The following is an 18011-nucleotide window of genomic DNA, read 5'->3' on the forward strand; positions in this document are numbered from 1 at the left end:
GGGTCTCCCTGCTTTCGGTTACTTGCCGGCCGGGTGCGCGCTGGCCAGCGACACCGGGTTGACGATGGAGAGCAGCTCGCTGGGCTTCGAGACGAACCCGGTCCACTTCGAGCTGTGGGCGAAGTACAGGTTCTGCGTGTACATGATGTTGTCGTACACGTTGTCCCGCACGATCTTCGCGGCCTCGCGCATCAGCTTCACCTTGTCGTCCTTGTCGGTCGTCGCGGTGCCCTGGGCGATCAGGTCGTTGAGCTTCGCGTCGTCGACGTAGGTGTAGTTGATGGCGCCGCCGGGCAGGTACGCCAGCGTCATGTTCGTCACCGGGTCGTCCATGATGGCGAAGTTGCCGGCGTAGATGTCGAAGTCGCCCTTGTTGGTCATCGCGAGGTACGTGTTGCGCTCGGTGCCCTGCAGTTCGATCGCGATGCCCGCCTTCGCCGCGCTGTCCTTCACCAGGGTCGCCCACTGGCTGGTGACGCTGTCCTGCAGCGAGTAGATGAGACGGAACTTCAGCGGGAACATGCCGTCGGAGCCGGCGGTGTAGCCCGCCTTCTCCATCAGCTTCCGCGACTCGTCGGTGTCGAACGCGTACTCCTTGATCGACTTGTCGTAGTAGTCCTTCAGCACCGGCATCAGCGGGCTGGAGCCGGTCGAGACGGCCTGACCCTGCAGCACGACCTTGCGGATGGCGTCGTAGTCGACGGCGTGCGCGAGCGCCTGCCGCACCTCGACCTTGGCCAGGTCCGGGTTGTTCATGTTGTAGGTCATGTGCGCGTAGCCGAGGCCGACGGCCTCCTCGACGGCGATGCCGCTCGTCGCCTTCAGCTTGGCGACCTGCGCCGGCGGGAGGGCGTTGGCGATCACGTCGACCTCGCCGCTCTGCAGCGCGAGGATCTCGGTGTTGATGTCCGGGAACACGCGGTAGACGACCGAGGCGGAGAGCGGGGTGCCGCCCTCGACCAGCGGGTAGTCCTCCACGCGCTCCAGCGTGTAGCTCTGCCCGATCTGCACCTTGGTCAGCTTGTACGGTCCGGCGCTGACCCAGCCGCCGTCGCTGCCGTCGTTCGGGAACGTCGCCACCGACTCCGCTTTCTCGAAGACGTGCTTCGGGACGATGTTGCCCCAGAAGCCGATCTCCTCGACGATCGACGAGTCCGGCTTGGTGAGGGTGAACTCGACCCGCGTCTTCGAGACGGCCTTCGCCGTGTCGAGGTTGGTGAGCTGGCCGTAGAAGGTGCCGGAGGGCTTGTCCTTCTTGACCGCGTTCATCGTCCAGGCCACGTCCTCGGCGGTCAGCGGCTCGCCGTCGCTCCACTTCAGGTCGTCGCGGATCTCGTAGAAGCCGGTGGTGTCGTCCACGTAGCCCCACTTGGTCGCGACCTGCGGCTCCTTCGAGCCGTCGTTCGCGATGCTCAGGAGGTGCGGGTACATGAGGTTCGTGATCCAGTAGTCGCTGCGGCTGTTGCCGACGAGCGGGTTGTAGTTCACGACGTCGGTGGTGGTGGCCACCGAGAGCGTCTGCGATCCGGCCGTCGCCGTGGAGGCGGCGGGCGGGGCGCTCGGGGCGCAGGCGCTCAGGGCGAGCGCCGACGCGGCGAGCACCGCAGCGGCGAGTGCGATCTTCCGTGGGCGCATCAGACCCACACCTCCTTCAGGACCCGCAGAGTGTTGCCACCCACGACGGCGCGGATCTCGTCGTCGGAGTAGTCGTGCTTCACCAGCCAGCCGATGATGTTGTAGAACTCCTCGGCCGGGTTCTCGAGGCCGTCGACGTACTCGACCTTCTCGTAGTCGACCGTCCCGTGCGCCTGCCCGAGGGACAGGTTGGACGAGAAGGCGTCGTGCAGGCCGACGTGGTCGCCGAAGAGCGTGTCGGGGCCGAAGCTGACGTGCTCGAGGCCGACCAGGTCGACGCAGTACTGGAAGTGGTCCATCACCGACTCCAGCGAGTGCCGCGGGTGCGACGGGGACAGCGTGGTGTGCGGCGCCGCCTCGATGCCGATCACGCCGCCGCGCTTCGCGCACTCGATGATCGTCTCGTCCGTCTTCATGCGGTTCGTCGGCCAGAGTCCGCGGGCGCCGGCGTGGGTGATGAAGGTCGGCTTCGTGGAGGCCTTGATCGCGTCCACGGCCGTGCGGTCGCCCGAGTGCGAGACGTCGATCGCGATGCCGAGCTTGTTCATCCGCTCGACCGCGCGCTCGCCGAAGTAGGTGAGGCCGCCGTCGCCGCGCTCCTTGAGGCCGGAGCCGAGGGTGTTGGCCTCCGAGTAGGCGATGCCCATCTGGCGCACGCCGAAGCCGTAGAGCACGTCGAGCCGGTCGACCTCGTTCTCGATCATCGTGGAGGCCTCGAGCGCGAAGACGTGCGCGATGCGGCCGGTCGCGGCCGCGTACTCGATGTCCTTGATCGTCTCGCCCTTGATGACGAAGTCCTGGTGCGCGAGGTCGGCCATGCGCACGCCGAGGTCGAACAGCACGTCCTGGTACTTCCAGCCGGCGTCGCTCGAGATGCAGCAGGTGCCGTCCATCCCGTTGTCGAAGACGGCCGTGATGCCCGAGCGGCTGAGGCCCTCATAGCCGGTTGGTTCGCGGCCCTGGCGGATGTGGTCGCGGAGCTGGGTCATGTCCTCGGGGAAGACCTGTACGTGGTCGTGCAGCGAGATCACGGTGGACTCGGTCAGCAGGCGCGTGGTGCGCTCCGCCTGGGCGTCGCTGAGGCCGAGTCCGGCGTAGGCGGGCACGCGGCCGATCTGCTGGGCGTAGCGGAACTCCCGGTAGTCCTTGCCGGCCTCGAGGTAGTCGTAGGCCGTGTAGCCGGTGTAGCGCGGGGAGGGGTCGAGCACGCTTTCTCCTTCGTTCCTGGTGAGGTGTTGGTCGCGGTGCGCACCTGGCGCAGTAGGACACAATCTCGCCGATATCCGGCATCTGTGTCAACATGAGTTTGAAAATTCGGCAAATCTGTTTCCCAATTGAAACATTCCGGAAATCACTCACATGCAAGGATGTCAGCGTGGACACTACGAATCCCTCCGGCGACGAGGTGTTGCGGGTACGCAACCTCTCCGTCGCGTTCACCGGCTCCGGGCCGGACATCCCGGCCGTGCGCGAGGTGGACATCAGCGTCGGCCGCGGCGAGTTCGTCGCGCTGCTCGGCGAGTCCGGCTCCGGCAAGTCCGTGACCGCCCGCGCGATCATGGGCCTCGGCGACGAGTACTCCCGCGTCAGCGCCGACGAGCTGCGTCTCGGCGACGTCGACCTCCTCACCCTGAACGAGGAGGGCCGGCGGCGGCTCCGCGGCGAGCGCATCGCCCTCGTGCTGCAGGACGCCCTCTCGGCCCTGAACCCCGTGATGACCATCGGGGACCAGATCGGCGAGCTGTTCCGCGTGCACCGACGGGCCGGTCGCCGGCAGGCTCGCGCCCGCGCGATCGATCTGCTCGGCCTCGTCGGCATCCCCGCGCCCTCCCGTCGCGTCGACGACTACCCGCACCAGTTCTCCGGCGGCATGCGGCAGCGCATCCTGATCGCCATGGCGATCGCGCTCGACCCCGAGCTTCTGATCGCCGACGAGCCGACCACCGCACTCGACGTGACGGTGCAGGCGCAGATCCTCGACCTGCTCGGTTCACTGCGCGACCAGCTCGGGATGGGCATCCTGCTCATCACCCACGACCTCGGTGTCGTCATGGAGGTCGCCGATCACGTCTCCGTGATGTACGCGGGGCGGATCGTCGAGAGCGGCAGCGCCGACACCGTCTTCGCACACCCCGCCCATCCCTACACCGAGGCGCTGCTGCGATCCGTGCCGCAGGCCGCCCAGCGCGGCTCCGATCTGCTCACCATCCCCGGGTCCCCGCCCAGCCCCGCGCGTGTTCCCCGCGGCTGCTCGTTCCACCCGCGCTGCCACCTCGCGGTGGACGCGTGCGCGACCACCCGGCCTCCGCTCGTCGAGGTCGCCATCGGCCGGCGCGCCGCCTGCCTCCGATCCGAGGAGCTCATCGGTGAACTCGTCTGACCCCCGCCCCGCCGCCGTGCTCCCCCGCCCGGAGGGCGACACCCGCGAGATCGTGCTCGGGGCCTCCGGCCTCGCCCGCCGCTTCCCCACCGGCTCGCGCCTCCGCCCCGCCACGGTCTCCGCCGTGGACGGCGTCAGCCTCGAGCTGCACGCCGGCGAGGTGCTCGGCATCGTGGGCGAGTCCGGGTGCGGCAAGTCCACCCTGGCGCGCATGCTCGTCGGACTGGAACGCCCCGACGACGGGACGCTCACCTACCGTGGTCGCGACGTCGGTCGCGGCCGGCTGAGCGACCGCAAGCACCTGCGTCAGGGCGTGCAGATGATCTTCCAGGACCCGTACGCCTCCCTCGACCCGCGCATGACCGTGCTCGATATCGTCACCGAGCCCATCGCCGCCGCCCACGCCATGAACCGGTCCGATCGGCGCGCCCGCGCTGTCGAGCTCCTGGAGCTCGTCGGCCTGGGCGAGGACATGCTCGGCCGATTCGCCCACCAGTTCTCCGGCGGCCAGCGGCAGCGCATCGGCATCGCGCGGGCGCTCGCGCTCGACCCGGATGTGCTCGTCTGCGACGAGCCCGTCTCCGCCCTCGACGTCTCAGTGCAGGCCCAGGTCATCAACCTCCTCGGCGACATCCGCCGCCGCCTCGGCGTCTCGATCGTCTTCATCGCCCACGACCTCTCGGTCGTCCGCCACATCGCCGACCGCGTCGCCGTCATGTACCTCGGCCGCATCGCCGAGATCGGCGACACCGACGCGATCTACGACCACCCCTCCCACCCGTACACGCAGGCCCTGCTGTCGGCGACCCCGACGGCGACGCGGGAGGGGCGCGGCCGCCTGTCGCAGCGGCGCATCCTCGGCGGCGAGCCCCCGTCACCGGTCGACCCGCCCGCCGGCTGCCGCTTCAACCCGCGCTGCTGGATGGCCACCGACGAGTGCCGCGAGATCGTCCCGCCGCTGCACGCTCTCGCCGGCCCCGGCATCCCCCTGCGCGACGTGGCATGCCACCACGCCGAGGAGGCGGTGCTGGCGGGGTAGCCCTCGATCCCTCACCAGGAAAAAGCCGAACGGCCCGCGGATCTCCGCGGGCCGTTCGTGTTTCTGTGGAGCCGCCCAAGGGAATCGAACCCTTGACCTTCTCATTACGAGTGAGATGCTCTGCCGACTGAGCTAGGGCGGCGTGGGCCGGGCTTCCGCTCGGCGCACAGTCAGATAGCTTACCCGATGCGGCGGGGTGTTCACGACCACCCGGGAGGCTCGGACGGACGAGTCAGTGCACCTGCGAGCCGAGTGCCTGCAGCTGGTCGAAGGAGCTGCGGAGGCGGTCGGCGAGCGGCTCGACGCCGCCGTGGTCGGCCCAGCACGACCAGGCGTGGCGCATGCCGGCGAACGCGACGTAGGTGACGAGGCGGGCGCGCTGGTGCAGCGCCTCCGCGTCTTCCGCGAGAGCCGGGTCGTCGTGAGCGAGGCGGCGCTGCACGACCGCGCTCAGCGCATCCTCGAACTTGTGCATGCTCGCCATCCGCTGCGCGAAGAGTTCGGGGTTGTCCTTGAGGAGGGCCCGGCGGAGGGTGTGCATCTCCTGCAGGCTCGCCGCCGTCTCGCCGGGAGCGGAGAGGGCGGGCTCACCGAGGTCGCCGCCGTCGATCGCCGCGATCAGGAGGAGGCTCATCCCGTGCAGGATGGACTCCTCCGGGCCGGCGGCGATGAACCGCTCGATGTCGTCCTCGTCCGGGAGCTCGGGAAGCTCCCCGATGATCGCCGTCTCCTTGGAGGGGAAGTAGTTGAAGAACGTGCGCGGCGAGACGTTCGCGGCGTGGCTGATCTCATCGATGGTGACCCGGTCGAAACCGCGCTCGCTGGTCAGGGTGAGCGCGGCGAGCTGGATGGCGCGCCGCGTCGCGATCCGCTTTCGCTCGCGCAGGCCGAGTTCGGTATCCACCGCTGAATCAGGTGCCACAGTCACACGCAGATTATTTCATCCTCTGCAAAATTGCACCACTCGACCGAGCGAGTGTGACGTCGCGCCGACCGGTCAACACGTCTTGCCGTCGGCGGGCAGCGTCCCCTTCACGAGGAAGTCGTCGACGGTGGAGTTCACGCACGAGTTCGACTTGTTGTACGCCGTGTGGCCTTCGCCCTTGTAGGTGAGGAGGTGGCCGTTCTCCAGCTCGCCCGCGAGGTTCTTCGCCCACACGTACGGGGTCGCGGGGTCGTTGGTGGTGCCCACGACCAGAATGGGCGCGGACCCCGCCGCGGCGATCGGGCCGCGCTTCACGGTCGTCTTGTACGGCCAGGTCGCGCAGCCGATGTCGCCGTACGCCATGTACGGGCCGATCACGGGCGCATCCTTGGCGAGCTCCGCCGCCTGCGCACGCATCGTGGCCGGGTCGGCGTCGTACGAGTAATCCAGGCAGTTGATCGCCATGAAGGCCTCGGTGGAGTTGTCCGAATAGGTGCCGTCGCTGTCCCGGCTGTTGTACGCGTCGGCCAGGGTGAAGGCGACGGAAGCGCTCCCCCGCATGACCGACTCGAACATCTGGCTGAGGTACGACCACGCCGTCGCGTCGTACAGCGGGTAGATGATCGCCGTCACGAGCGTGTTCGCGCCGAGCTCACGACCGTCCGCGTTGCGGATGGGGCTCTTCTCGACGGAGGCCAGGAGCGCGGCGATGGTCTTCATCCCCTGATCCACGGTCCCGTCGAACGGGCAGTCCTTCTGGGTGAGGCAGTCGGTCAGGTACGCCCGCAGCGCGCTCTCGAAGCCCTGCGCCTGCACCTTCGTCACATCGAAGTTGCTGGCCGCGGGATCGAGAGCGCCATCGAGCACCAGCCGTCCGGTCTTGCCCGGGTACAGGTCGGCGTAGACCGCACCGAGGTAGGTGCCGTAGGAGTAGCCCAGGTAGTTCAGCTTCGTGTCGCCGAGCACGGCGCGCAGGAGGTCGAGGTCGCGGGCGGCGCTCACTGTGTCCACCTCGTCGAGCAATGACCCGGTGTTCTTGGAGCACGCCGCGCCGAACTCGGTCGAGGATGTCGTGTTGGCCGCGATCCATTCGTCGGAACCGCGCACCCCGGGCGTGATGTCGTAGAGGTAGCCGTCCATCTGCTTCGCGTCGTAGCACTTCACCGCGGTCGAGTGCCCGACGCCGCGGGGGTCGAAGCCCACCACGTCGAAGTGGTCCTGCAGGGTGCTGTCGGTCGCGTAGCCGACGCTGTCCTTGACGAAGTCATAGCCGGAGGCACCGGGGCCGCCGGGGTTGACCAGCAGGGAGCCCTGCTTGGTGCCCTTGGCCTTCTGCCGGATGAGGGCGAGCTCGATCTCGCCCGCCGACGGGTCATCCCACTTCAGCGGCGCCTTCGCGGTCGTGCACTGCATGCCGCCGGAGCAGCTGCTCCATTTCAGCACCTGACCGTAGAAGGGCTTGAGGGCGGCGGAGACGTCCTCCTGGACCGGGGTGGAGGTCGCCGCCGTCTTCGGTGGGATGAACCAGGTCACGCAGCCGGACAGCGTGAGGGCCGCGATCGCGGCGATCGCGACGGACGCCAGTCGCAGAGTGCGTCGCCGGGCGCCGGGACGGGCCGATCGGGTGGTCACAGGTCGGTCCCCTTTCGCGCGGCGGTGCCGCGAAGGATGGTGGTGAGCATCGCCTCCAGCGCCAGCGCCGGTGCGACGTTTCCGTCGATCCGTTCGCGGGCCGTCTGGACCGCGTCCATCGCCGCGAGCGTAGCGGCGGGAGTCGAATGAGCGCTGAGAGCCTCCAGGCGATCCAGCAGCTCGAGGTTCACGAGTTCGCTGGCACTGCCGAGCTGGAGCATCATCACGTCGCGGTAGAGGGACTGCAGGTCGACGAGGATGCGGTCGATCCCGTCGCGCAGGCTGCGCGTCGCCCGCCGCTTCTGGTCCTCCTCCAGCTGACGCAGCTGGCCGCGGAGGGCGGGCGGCACCGTCCCGCCGGGCTCGACGCCGAGCGAGCGCAGGGCATGCTCGCGCTCCTCCGCGTCGCGCTCCTCGGTGATCGCCTTCGCGTCGGCGCCGGCGATCTCGAGCAGCGAAGCCGCCGCGAGGACGGCGCCGGAGACGGAGCGGATGCCGAGGGCGAGCGTGAGCGTCTCGGAGCGCCGACGGCGCGCTTCCTCGTTCGTCGCGAGGCGGTGCGCCATGCCGATGTGGCTCTGCGCGTGGCGAGCCGCGCGCTCGGCGGTCGTGGCGTCGACGCCGTCACGGCGTTCGATGAGCGTGGCGACGTCGGCCACGCTGGGCACCTTGAGCCGCACGGTGCGGACCCGCGAGCGAATGGTCGGGAGCAGGTCGGCGTCGCTCGGCGCGCAGAGGATCCAGACCGTCCGCTCCGGCGGCTCCTCCAGCGCCTTCAGCAGGACGTTGGAGGTGCGCTCGCTCATGCGGTCGGCGTCCTCGATGACCATCACCCGGTAGCGGCCCACCGATGGTGCGAACTGGGAGCTCGACACCAGCGTGCGCACCTCGTCGATGGAGATGATGACGCGCTCGGTGCTGAGCACTGCGAGGTCGGGATGCGTCCGCGCTTCGACCTGGCGCCGCGTCGCGAGATCCCCATCGGGCGTGCCCGGGCTGAGCAGGGCGGTGGCGAACGCGTAGGCCAGATTGGAGCGCCCCGATCCCGGCGGGCCGGTGATCAGCCAGGAGTGGGTCATGCTGCGGGCGTCGGCCCCATCGGACGCGGCGCGGACGACCGCGATGGCGTCGTCCTGTCCCGTCAGGTCATCCCACACCGCCATGCGTTCCAGGCTAGCGTCCACGGCGGACACCCGCCCGGTCAGACCCGGCCGGCGAGACGCTGACGGATGTCGGCCGCGATCTCGTCGACGGGTCGCGACGCGTCCACGACGAGGAACCGCTCCGGTTCCGCCGCTGCGAGCTCGAGGAAGGCGGCACGCACGCGGGCGTGGAACTCGGAGCGTTCGGCCTCCAGCCGGTCGTACCGGGTGCGGGAGGTGTCGAGGCGGGCACGCGCCGTCGTCTCGTCGAGGTCGAGCAGGATCGTGAGATCCGGCAGCAGACCTTCGGTCGCCCAGAGGGAGAGGTCGCGCACCTCGTCGCCGCCGAGGACGCGCCCCGCGCCCTGGTAGGCGACGGACGAGTCGATGTAGCGGTCCTGGACGACCACGTCGCCCCGCTCGAGGGCGGGACGGACCAGCGTGGCCACGTGGTGCGCGCGGTCGGCCGCGTAGAGCAGAGCCTCGGCGCGCGGAGCGATGTCGCCGCGGTGGTGGAGCACGATCTCGCGGATCTCGACCCCGGCGTCCGTGCCGCCGGGCTCTCGGGTGCGCACGACCGTTCGCCCCTCCGATTGCAGCCACTCCGTCAGGAGCGCGGCCTGCGTGGACTTGCCGACCCCGTCCCCGCCTTCCAGCGTGATGAAGAGCCCGCTCACTCGGCCGCCGGCTTCGCCGCGGGGGCCTTCTTGGCCGCCGTGGTGGTCTTCTTCGCCGTGGTCGTGGCCTTCTTGGCTGCCGTGGTCTTCGCTGCTGTCGTCTTCGCCGGCGCCTTGCGCGTCGTCGCCTTCTTCGCGGGGGCCTTCTTGGCGGGACCCTTGGCGCGCTTGTCGGCGAGCAGCTGCACGGCGCGCTCGAAGTCGACTTCCTCGACCGTCTCGCCGCGCGGGATGGTCGCGTTCGTCTCGCCGTCCGTCACGTACGGGCCGAACCGGCCGTCCTTGACCTTGATCGGCTTGCCGCTGACCGGGTCGGCGTCGAACTCCTTGAGAGCGCTGGACGCCCGGCGGTTGCCGTACTTGGGCTGTGCGAAGAGCTCCTGAGCGCCGGCGAGGTCGATCGTGAAGATGTCGTCCTCGCTGGTGAGCGAACGGGTGTCGGTGCCCTTCTTCAGGTACGGGCCGTAGCGGCCGTTGGCCGCCTGGATCTCGTCGCCGCTGTCGGGGTCGATCCCGACCACCCGCGGGAGGTCGAGCAGCTTGAGCGCCGTCTCGAGGTCGAGGGTCGCGATGTCCATCGACTTGAAGAGGGAGGCCGTGCGCGGCTTGGGAGCCGATGCTTTCTTCGCCGGCTTCTTCTTCTCGACGACCTCACCGGTCGTCGCGTCGGCCTGCGGGTCCTCTTCGGGATCGGCCTCGGTCACGTAGGGACCGAATCGGCCGTCCTTCGCGAGCACGATCTTGCCGGTCTCGGGGTTGGAGCCGAGCACACGGTCGGTCTGCACCGGGGCGTCGATCAGCTCGTGGGCCTTGGCCGGGGTGAGCTCGTCCGGGGCGAGTTCCGGCGGGAGATTCACGCGCCGGGGAGTCGCATCCTCGGCCGCGTCGGGCTCCGCCACCTCGAGGTAAGGACCGTACTTGCCGATGCGCAGCGTCACGCCGTCGTCGATGGCGATGGAGTTGATGCTGCGCGCGTCGATCTCGCCGAGGTTGTCGATCACCCGACGCAGGCCCTTGTGCTTGTCGCTGCCGAAGTAGAAGCTGTTCAGCCAGTCGACCCGCTCGGCGGCGCCGTCGGCGATCCGGTCGAGGTCGTCCTCCATCTCGGCGGTGAAGTCGTACTGCACCAGGTCGCCGAAGTACTCCTCCAGCAGCCGGACGACCGAGAACGCGACCCAGCTGGGGACGAGCGCCTGGCCGCGCTGGGTGACGTAGCCGCGGTCGATGATGGTGGAGATGATGCTGGCGAACGTGGACGGGCGGCCGATGCCGAGCTCCTCCAGCGTCTTGACCAGGCTCGCCTCGGTGTAGCGCGGCGGCGGCGTGGTCTCGTGGCCGTCGGCCTCCACCTCGGCGACGGCGAGCGTCTGCTTCGGTTCGAGCGGCGGGAGCTTGGCGTCCGCCGCGTCGGAGGAGTTGCGCTCCTCGTCCTTGCCCTCCTCGTACGCGTTGAGGAAGCCGCGGAAGGTGATCACGGTGCCGCTGGCAGTGAATTCTGCGACGGTTCCGTCGAGCGTTCCCTCGGCGATCTTCGCCTCGACGGTGACGGAGGCCGTCTGCCCCTTGGCGTCGGCCATCTGCGAGGCGACTGTGCGCTTCCAGATCAGGTCGTAGAGGCGGAACTCGTTGCCCCGCAGCACCTTCTCGAGCTCGGCCGGAGTGCGGAACACCTCGCCGGAGGGGCGGATGGCCTCGTGGGCCTCCTGGGCGTTCTTGCTCTTCGACGCATAGGTGCGCGGCTTCTCCGGCACGGTCTCCGGGCCGTAGAGCTTGGCTGCCTGGTTGCGCGCGGCGGTCGTCGCCTGCTGCGACAGCGACGCTGAGTCGGTGCGCATATAGGTGATGTAGCCGTTCTCGTACAGCGTCTGCGCGACGCTCATCGTCTGGCGGGCCGAGAAGCGGAGCTTGCGGGCGGCCTCCTGCTGCATCGTCGAGGTCGTGAACGGCGCGGCCGGTCGGCGCGAGTACGGCTTGGAGTCCACCTTCGAGACGGCCACGACCGTGCTCGGCTGGCGGATCGCCGCGGCGAGCGCCTGCGCGGCGTCCTCGTCGAGTGTGCGGGCGTCGGAGGTGAGGCGGCCGTGGTCGTCGAAGTCACGGCCGGTCGCCACGCGGGATCCGTCGACCCGGGCGAGCCGGGCCTGGAAGGAGGAGGCGTCTTCCGGCGCGAGCTGAGCGGTCAGGCCCCAGTAGGAGGCGGGGACGAACGCGAGGCGCTCGCGCTCGCGGTCCACGACGAGACGCGTTGCGGCGGACTGGACGCGGCCGGCGGACAGGCCCGGTCCGACCTTGCGCCAGAGCACCGGCGACACCTCGTAGCCGTACAGACGGTCGAGGATGCGGCGGGTCTCCTGGGCGTCGACGAGCGCCGTGTCGATCTCTCGGGTGTTGTCGCGCGCCTTCTCGATGGCCTCGCGGGTGATCTCGTGGAAGACCATGCGCTTGACGGGGACCTTCGGCTTGAGCACCTCGATGAGGTGCCAGGCGATGGCCTCTCCTTCGCGGTCCTCATCAGTGGCGAGCAGGAGCTCGTCCGCGTTCTTGAGCGCGCGTTTGAGGTCGGCGACGGTCTTCTTCTTCTGGTCGGAGACCACGTAGTACGGCTCGAAGTCCTTCTCGACGTCGACCGAGAACTTCCCGAGCGACCCCTTCTTGAGCTCCGGCGGCAGGTTCTTGGGCTCGATCAGGTCGCGGATGTGGCCGACGGAGGCCATCACCTCGTATCCGTCGCCCAGATACTGGGCGATCGACTTCACCTTGTTCGGAGACTCGACGATGACGAGTTTCTTCGTGTCAGGCACCTGACTCCTCTTATATGTACGACGATGTCGCCCCGACCGATGTCGGTAGCACGCTCCCGCGGTTCACCCGCGGAGCCCGGTCCTCGGCGCAAAGCCGGACGAGCGTGGGCCGGACGGCCCAACAGGCAAACCATACACACCTTGCCCGACGGTGTGCCTAATCCGGCCCTCGACGTTCGCTCCGGGCGCAGGCCGTGGGAGCCGATGATCTCTTGCGGCGGAGGGTGGGCTGAGGACAATGGAAGTATGGCAACGACATCACTGACGACGTACACCGCCAAGCTGACGGACGGCCCCCTCGAGGGCAAGACGATCACCACCGAGTTCCTCCCCTCCGGCGACCCGCGCCCCCGCCTGGAGATCACCGCCGCCGGCGGCGGAAAGCGCTACCTCTATATCCGGGTCTCCGGTACGGACACCGAGTACGCATCAGCCGATGCGAACGCCGACCGGCCGAGCGCGGTCGGTTACCGCTACCGGGAGACGCTGTTCGACTGATCCGCTCCAGGCGGTCCGGCACGAGCCCGACCGGTGACGCGCAGGCCCCCGGGCAGCGCGACACCGACGCCGACGAGCACGCGGACGCCGTCCGCGACGCACTGATCGAGGGCCGCGCCGTTCGCTGACGCCACCTGGGCCCCGATCACGCACGGCTCCCCGCTCACTCTGCCGACGGCCGCATCCGCCGCGGCGAGGGCGGCCAGGTCGGCAGCCGCGGCCGCCCGTCGTTGCCCGACATGGACGCCGCTCACGACGAGGGCCGCCGCGAGCACCGCGGCGAGCGCCCCGACGATCGCGAGAACCAGCACACTCGCCCCTCCCTCTTCTCCGGTGGGGCGCCACCGTCGGTTCGATACCGCCATCACTCGTCGCCTCCAAGCGGCGCTCCCGCTTCCTGAGCGGACTCATCCAGTGCGCATGCGCGGCCTCTGACCCGGAGGCCCGCGCCGCCGAGCCCAAGGATCGTGCTCGGCGCGGACAGCGTCACGCACACCATCCCCTGCTCCCGCTCCGTGACCCGCTCCGCCCCCGGCACCGCGTCCGCGCCGGGCCCCCTCGGCTCGTCTCCGCGTCCGAGCATGCGCGCATCGACGGCGGCCGCATCGATCAACCGGAGCTGCTGCCCGCCCGCCTGCACAGCTCCGACACCCACGGCCAGGCAGACGAGCGCCGCGGGGAGGGCAGCGGCGAACTCCGCCGTCACACTCCCGCGGTCGCCCTCAGCCGGCGATGGTGAGCGCACGGTGCACCAGGTCCGTGAGGAGTCCGCGCACCTCATCGCTGCGGAGCACGAGCGCGAGGAGCCCGGCGATACCCACCGCGGCCACGGTGATGATCGCGTACTCCGCCGTCGCAGCTCCCTTCTCATCCTGCAGCGCGTCCCGCACTCGTCCTCGTCCCCATCCGTCCATGTCGATCGCTCCCCCTCTGTTCGGACGCCCGCTCCGTTGGTCGCGGTGCGTGTTTCCATCTTTCGACGCTGGCGGACCCGGTGGTCCGGGAAACCTGAATCGGTGGAGAACATGTCAGAAGCCCTCGACGGTGGAGGAGATGAGACCGAGCACCATCGGCGCGACGCCCAGGAGAAGGAACGAGGGGAGAACGCACAGCGCGAGCGGTAGAAGGAGCCGGACGCCGAGGTCGGCGGCTGCACGGCGGCCCGAGGCCCGAGCGGAGCGCCGGTGCTGCTCCGCTGCGGACGCGAGCAGCTCGGCGGCGGGGGCACCGGCGCGCTCGGCGAGCTCGAGCACGCCGTCGACCGCGGAGCTCTCGGCCGTCCCGAGCTCGGCCATGCCGAACGCCTCGGCGGCCAGCCGCCGGGACCGCTCGATCGAGAGCCCCGAGCTCAGCGCGATCACGATGAGCTCCTCCTCCAGGCCGGGGACCCCGCCTCGCGGCGTCGCTCGCCGCACGAGGGCCGCCGTCCATATCCGGCCCACGACGCCCAGCGCCCCTCCCGCCCCGAGCAGCCCCAGCCCGACGGGCGAGCCGGTCAGCACGCCCAGTACGTCGACGCCCAGGAGGAGGGAGAACCCGAGGCCGACGAGGGGGAGCCACCCCACCAGCCGGGCCGTCGAGCGAGGTCCGCTGAGCGCGACCTCCACCTCGCGGGCGACCTCTGCTCTGTCGCGAAGGGCCGCCGCTGCTCCACGGAGTGCCGGGCTCAGCGGCGACCCCGCCGCGACGGCGACCCTCCACACGGCCGACAGGGCCGCCACGCCGCCGTCGCTCCCTGACACACCGGCCTCAGCCGCGAGTGCATCCTCGACGGTCGAGCCGCCCTCGATGCGGGCCGCCACCTGCCGGACGACCGGGTGCGGGCTCGCTCGCCCGACATGTCGCCACGCCGACGACGGCGCGATGCCGGCGTCGAGCAGGACGGCCAGCCCCTCGGCGGCGGACGCGATCCGGTCGGCCTCGTCCTCCCTGTCGCGCAGCCGGCTCATCCCCCGCTCCCCGCGGGGGCATCGTCTTCGGCGACCGTCAGCGCACGGACCCCGAGCCGTCCGTCCGCTCCGACGGCCAGTCGCGCGAAGCCGGCGACGCGCCGACTGGTCCCGCTGCGCTCGACGTGGACGACCAGGCCGATCGCGCTGACCGCCTGCCGGGCCAGAGCGTGCTCGCTCAGACCTGCGAGCGCACCGAGCGCCTCCAAGCGTGCCGGCACGTCGAGCAGCGAGTTCGCGTGGAGGGTGCCCGCACCGCCGTCGTGCCCCGTGTTGAGCGCAGCCAGGAGATCTCGAATCTCCTCTCCCCTGCACTCCCCCAGGACCAGACGATCCGGGCGCATGCGGAGCGCCTCCCGCACGAGACGGCGCAGATCGACGCCGCCCGCGCCTTCCAGGTTCGGCTGCCGCGCCTGGAGTCCGACGACATGCGGATGCGGAATGCGCAGCTCCGCGACATCCTCGATCACCACGATGCGCTCGGAGGGCGGTGCATGGGCGAGAACGGCCGCCAGGAGCGTCGTCTTGCCCGCGCCGCCGGCGCCCGTCACGAGGAGGTTGGTGCGGGCGGCGACCGCACGATCGAGCACCGCGCGCTGAGGCGGGCTGAGCGATCCCGCCGCCACGAGATCGGGAAGCGTCAGTACTTCGGGGCTCGGGATGCGGATGGAGAGCAGCGTCCCTCCGGTCGACACGGGCGGCAGCACGGCGTGGACGCGCACTCCGCCGCGGAGACGCACGTCGACGAACGGCGTCGCCTCGTCGATGTGCCGCCCGCCCCGGGCGATGAGCTGCACCGCGAGGCGCCGCACCTCCGGTTCGTCCGCCTGCCAGTCGCCGATGCGCTCCAGACCGCCCGGCCCGCCGTCGCTCCACAGCTCGCCGGTCGCGGCGATGAACAGGTCGGTGATGCCGGGACGCAGGAGGTACGGCGTGAGGACGCCGAAGGTCTCCCAGAGCCCCGGCTCGGCGGGCGGAGGCCGGCGTGATTCGGTGAACATCCCCCGAGACAATCCGATACCGAGAGGGCCGGGCCGCTCGATCGGCCGATCTGTGGAAAAGCCCGTTTCCCCACAGCGTTGTAGGCGAGCGATGTAACAGGTCGTTAAAAAAGGGGGGCCGCACCTATTGGGGGGAACAGGTGCGGCCACTGCGGCGCAGGATTGGGGGGAATCGTTTGCGCCGCACGCACGAATTTACATTCGGCCGGGTCCAAGTTTACGCAGAATCAATGCAAACGCAAGTCTCCGCGAGGGAGGTCTTCGTGAGGTTGTAGAGTCAGGCATTGTCGCGCCACGACAGAACAATCAGCATCGCAAAGGAGCGAACAGACTCCCCATGAGCAACACAATCGACAACCTGCTCCATGAAGCCCGACGGTTCTCGCCGAGCGAGGAGTTCGCCGCGAATGCCGTGGCGACCGCCGATCTCTACGAACGCGCGTCCGAGGACCGCCTCGGATTCTGGGCCGACCAGTCCCGCGAGCTCCTCCACTGGCACAAGCCGTTCACGCGGACGCTCGACTGGACCAACCCGCCGTTCGCGAAGTGGTTCGACGACGGCGAGCTCAATGTCGCGTACAACTGCCTCGACCGTCACGTGCTCGCCGGCAACGGCGACCGCGTCGCGATCCACTGGGAGGGCGAGCCGGGCGACTCGGTCTCGCTGACCTATGCCGAGCTCACCGCCGAGGTGAAGAAGGCCGCCAACCTGCTGACCAGCCTCGGCATCCAGGCGGGCGACCGCGTGGCCATCTACCTGCCGATGATCCCCGAGGCCGTCATCGCGATGCTCGCCGTGGCGCGCATCGGCGCGGTGCACTCCGTCGTCTTCGGCGGCTTCAGCGCCGAGAGCCTGCGCTCGCGCATCGACGATGCCGAGGCGAAGCTCGTCATCACCGCCGACGGCGGTTGGCGCAAGGGCCGCGTGTTCCCGCTGAAGGACGCGGTGGATGCCGCGCTGACCGGTGCCGAGAGCAGCGTGGAGCACGTGCTCGTCGTCAAGCGCGGCGGCAACGAGGTGGCGTGGACCGACGGCCGCGACCTCTGGTGGCAGGACGAGATCGCCCAGGTCGACGCCGATCACGTGGCCAAGGCGTTCCCTGCCGAGCAGCCGCTGTTCATCCTCTACACCTCCGGCACCACCGGCAAGCCGAAGGGCATCCTGCACACCTCCGGCGGCTACCTGACGCAGGCCTCGTTCACCCACAAGAACGTCTTCGACCTGCACGCCGAGAGCGACGTGTACTGGTGCTCGGCCGATGTCGGCTGGATCACCGGCCACAGCTACGTCGTCTACGGTCCCCTCGCCAACGGCGCCACCCAGGTGCTGTACGAGGGCACCCCGGAGACCCCGCATCCCGGCCGCTGGTGGGAGATCATCGAGAAGTACAAGGTCTCGATCTTCTACACCGCCCCGACCGCGATCCGCTCGTTCATGAAGCTCGGTCGCCAGCACCCGCAGCGGTTCGACCTGTCCAGCCTCCGCGTACTCGGCTCGGTGGGCGAGCCCATCAACCCCGAGGCGTGGATGTGGTACCGGGATGTCATCGGCGGCGGCGGGACTCCCATCGTCGACACCTGGTGGCAGACGGAGACGGGCGCCATCATGATCTCCGCTCTGCCCGGCGTCACCACCCTCAAGCCGGGAAGCGCGCAGGTCCCGCTGCCGGGTGTCTCGATCGCCATCCTCGACGAGGCCGGCGTCGAGGTCGGCAAGGATCAGGGCGGCCTCCTCGTGGTCACCGAGCCGTGGCCGAGCATGCTGCGCGGCATCTGGGGCGATCCCGACCGCTTCGTCGAGACCTATTGGTCGAAGTTCGGTGACAAGTACTTCGCCGGGGACGGTGCGCGCTACGACAAGGACGGCGAGATCTGGCTCCTGGGTCGGGTCGATGACGTCATGAACGTCTCCGGTCACCGTCTCTCCACGGCGGAGATCGAGTCGGCGCTCGTCGCCCATCCCCTCACCGCCGAGGCCGCGGTGGTCGGAGCGGAGGACGAGACGACCGGCCAGGCCGTCGTCGCCTTCGTCATCATCAAGGAGAACCAGCTCGAGACCGCGCAGTCGATCGATGTGGCGGCCGAGCTTCGCAAGCACGTGGCCGAGCAGATCGGGGCGATCGCCCGCCCGCGCGACATCTTCGTCGTCACCGAGCTGCCCAAGACGCGTTCCGGGAAGATCATGCGCCGCCTGCTCAAGGACGTCGCCGAGGGCCGGGAGGTCGGCGACACGACGACCCTCGCCGACACCGCGGTGATGAGCTCCATCCAGAGCAAGCTCTCCTAGCCGAAGAGACGACGAAGGGGCGGTGCCGTGCGGCACCGCCCCTTC

The 18011-nt window shown here is 69.6% G+C and carries 16 protein-coding genes and 1 tRNA gene; 4 read left to right on the forward strand and 13 right to left on the reverse strand.

All coding sequences use genetic code 11. The features are described 5' to 3' along the window. Positions 1 to 18: 18 nt before the first annotated feature. Both HNR14_RS03690 and HNR14_RS03695 read right to left on the reverse strand, forming a co-directional pair. Positions 19 to 1635 (reverse strand): ABC transporter substrate-binding protein, encoded by a 1617-nt coding sequence (locus tag HNR14_RS03690; protein ID WP_021759302.1) that lies wholly within the window; start codon positions 1633 to 1635, stop codon positions 19 to 21. Beyond that, positions 1635 to 2843, reverse strand: coding sequence for a dipeptidase (locus HNR14_RS03695; protein WP_021759304.1), 1209 nt, complete (start codon positions 2841 to 2843; stop codon positions 1635 to 1637). Before HNR14_RS03695 ends, HNR14_RS03690 begins: the two co-directional genes overlap by 1 nt. 167 nt (positions 2844 to 3010) lie before the next feature. On the opposite strand from HNR14_RS03695, the gene HNR14_RS03700 reads away from it, so the two are divergent. Continuing rightward, the gene (locus tag HNR14_RS03700; RefSeq protein ID WP_179699939.1) at positions 3011 to 4015 is read left to right on the forward strand and encodes an oligopeptide/dipeptide ABC transporter ATP-binding protein; all 1005 of its coding nucleotides are present in this window, start codon (positions 3011 to 3013) and stop codon (positions 4013 to 4015) included. After that, a complete protein-coding gene (locus tag HNR14_RS21280; protein ID WP_179699940.1) occupies positions 4002 to 5054 on the forward strand; it encodes an oligopeptide/dipeptide ABC transporter ATP-binding protein in 1053 nt (350 codons plus the stop codon). The genes HNR14_RS03700 and HNR14_RS21280 overlap by 14 nt, the downstream gene beginning before the upstream one ends. A 66-nt stretch (positions 5055 to 5120) precedes the next feature. Here the strand turns inward: HNR14_RS21280 and HNR14_RS03710 are convergent. The 6 genes from HNR14_RS03710 to topA all read right to left on the reverse strand — a co-directional run bounded on the left by HNR14_RS03710 (position 5121) and on the right by topA (position 12231). Continuing rightward, positions 5121 to 5196: transfer RNA gene (locus tag HNR14_RS03710), tRNA-Thr, on the reverse strand. Positions 5197 to 5286: 90 nt separating this feature from the next. Beyond that, the gene (locus HNR14_RS03715) at positions 5287 to 5958 is read right to left on the reverse strand and encodes a TetR family transcriptional regulator (protein ID WP_343064405.1); all 672 of its coding nucleotides are present in this window, start codon (positions 5956 to 5958) and stop codon (positions 5287 to 5289) included. Between the two features lie 93 nt (positions 5959 to 6051). Further along, positions 6052 to 7611: an alpha/beta fold hydrolase gene (locus HNR14_RS03720; protein ID WP_179699941.1), complete on the reverse strand. Its 1560-nt coding sequence runs from the start codon at positions 7609 to 7611 to the stop codon at positions 6052 to 6054. Beyond that, on the reverse strand, positions 7608 to 8774 hold the full coding sequence (locus HNR14_RS03725; protein WP_179699942.1) for a DNA polymerase III subunit delta': 1167 nt from the start codon (positions 8772 to 8774) through the stop codon (positions 7608 to 7610). Before HNR14_RS03725 ends, HNR14_RS03720 begins: the two co-directional genes overlap by 4 nt. A 38-nt stretch (positions 8775 to 8812) precedes the next feature. Next, a complete protein-coding gene (tmk, locus tag HNR14_RS03730; protein ID WP_021758053.1) occupies positions 8813 to 9430 on the reverse strand; it encodes a dTMP kinase in 618 nt (205 codons plus the stop codon). Further along, on the reverse strand, positions 9427 to 12231 hold the full coding sequence (gene topA / locus HNR14_RS03735; RefSeq protein WP_179699943.1) for a type I DNA topoisomerase: 2805 nt from the start codon (positions 12229 to 12231) through the stop codon (positions 9427 to 9429). Before topA ends, tmk begins: the two co-directional genes overlap by 4 nt. Before the next feature lie 246 nt (positions 12232 to 12477). Between topA and HNR14_RS03740 the strand changes: the two genes are divergently transcribed. Further along, entirely contained in the window at positions 12478 to 12729 is a 252-nt protein-coding gene (locus tag HNR14_RS03740; RefSeq protein WP_021758055.1) for a hypothetical protein, read from the forward strand. Here HNR14_RS03740 and HNR14_RS03745 read toward each other — a convergent pair. From HNR14_RS03745 to HNR14_RS03760, 5 genes are all read right to left on the reverse strand, one after another. After that, positions 12705 to 13094 carry an Rv3654c family TadE-like protein gene (locus HNR14_RS03745; RefSeq protein ID WP_179699944.1) on the reverse strand — a complete coding sequence of 130 codons (390 nt, stop codon included), beginning with the start codon at positions 13092 to 13094 and terminating at the stop codon, positions 12705 to 12707. The genes HNR14_RS03740 and HNR14_RS03745 overlap by 25 nt on opposite strands. Then, on the reverse strand, positions 13094 to 13510 hold the full coding sequence (locus HNR14_RS21125) for a TadE family type IV pilus minor pilin (protein ID WP_281371269.1): 417 nt from the start codon (positions 13508 to 13510) through the stop codon (positions 13094 to 13096). The genes HNR14_RS03745 and HNR14_RS21125 overlap by 1 nt, the downstream gene beginning before the upstream one ends. Beyond that, the gene (locus HNR14_RS03750; RefSeq protein WP_051336898.1) at positions 13452 to 13643 is read right to left on the reverse strand and encodes a DUF4244 domain-containing protein; all 192 of its coding nucleotides are present in this window, start codon (positions 13641 to 13643) and stop codon (positions 13452 to 13454) included. Before HNR14_RS03750 ends, HNR14_RS21125 begins: the two co-directional genes overlap by 59 nt. A 114-nt stretch (positions 13644 to 13757) precedes the next feature. After that, complete coding sequence (locus tag HNR14_RS03755) at positions 13758 to 14678, reverse strand: type II secretion system F family protein (RefSeq protein WP_179699945.1); 921 nt, start codon at positions 14676 to 14678, stop codon at positions 13758 to 13760. Then, positions 14675 to 15679: a TadA family conjugal transfer-associated ATPase gene (locus HNR14_RS03760; RefSeq protein ID WP_179699946.1), complete on the reverse strand. Its 1005-nt coding sequence runs from the start codon at positions 15677 to 15679 to the stop codon at positions 14675 to 14677. The genes HNR14_RS03755 and HNR14_RS03760 overlap by 4 nt, the downstream gene beginning before the upstream one ends. Before the next feature lie 337 nt (positions 15680 to 16016). Here HNR14_RS03760 and acs point away from each other — a divergent pair, with 337 nt between their 5' ends. Then, positions 16017 to 17966, forward strand: a complete 1950-nt coding sequence (gene acs / locus HNR14_RS03765) for an acetate--CoA ligase (RefSeq protein WP_179699947.1) — start codon at positions 16017 to 16019, stop codon at positions 17964 to 17966. The last annotated feature ends 45 nt before the right edge of the window (positions 17967 to 18011 follow it).

The sequence above is a fragment of the Leifsonia naganoensis genome, assembly GCF_013410615.1.
In the GTDB taxonomy this organism is placed as follows: domain Bacteria; phylum Actinomycetota; class Actinomycetes; order Actinomycetales; family Microbacteriaceae; genus Leifsonia; species Leifsonia aquatica.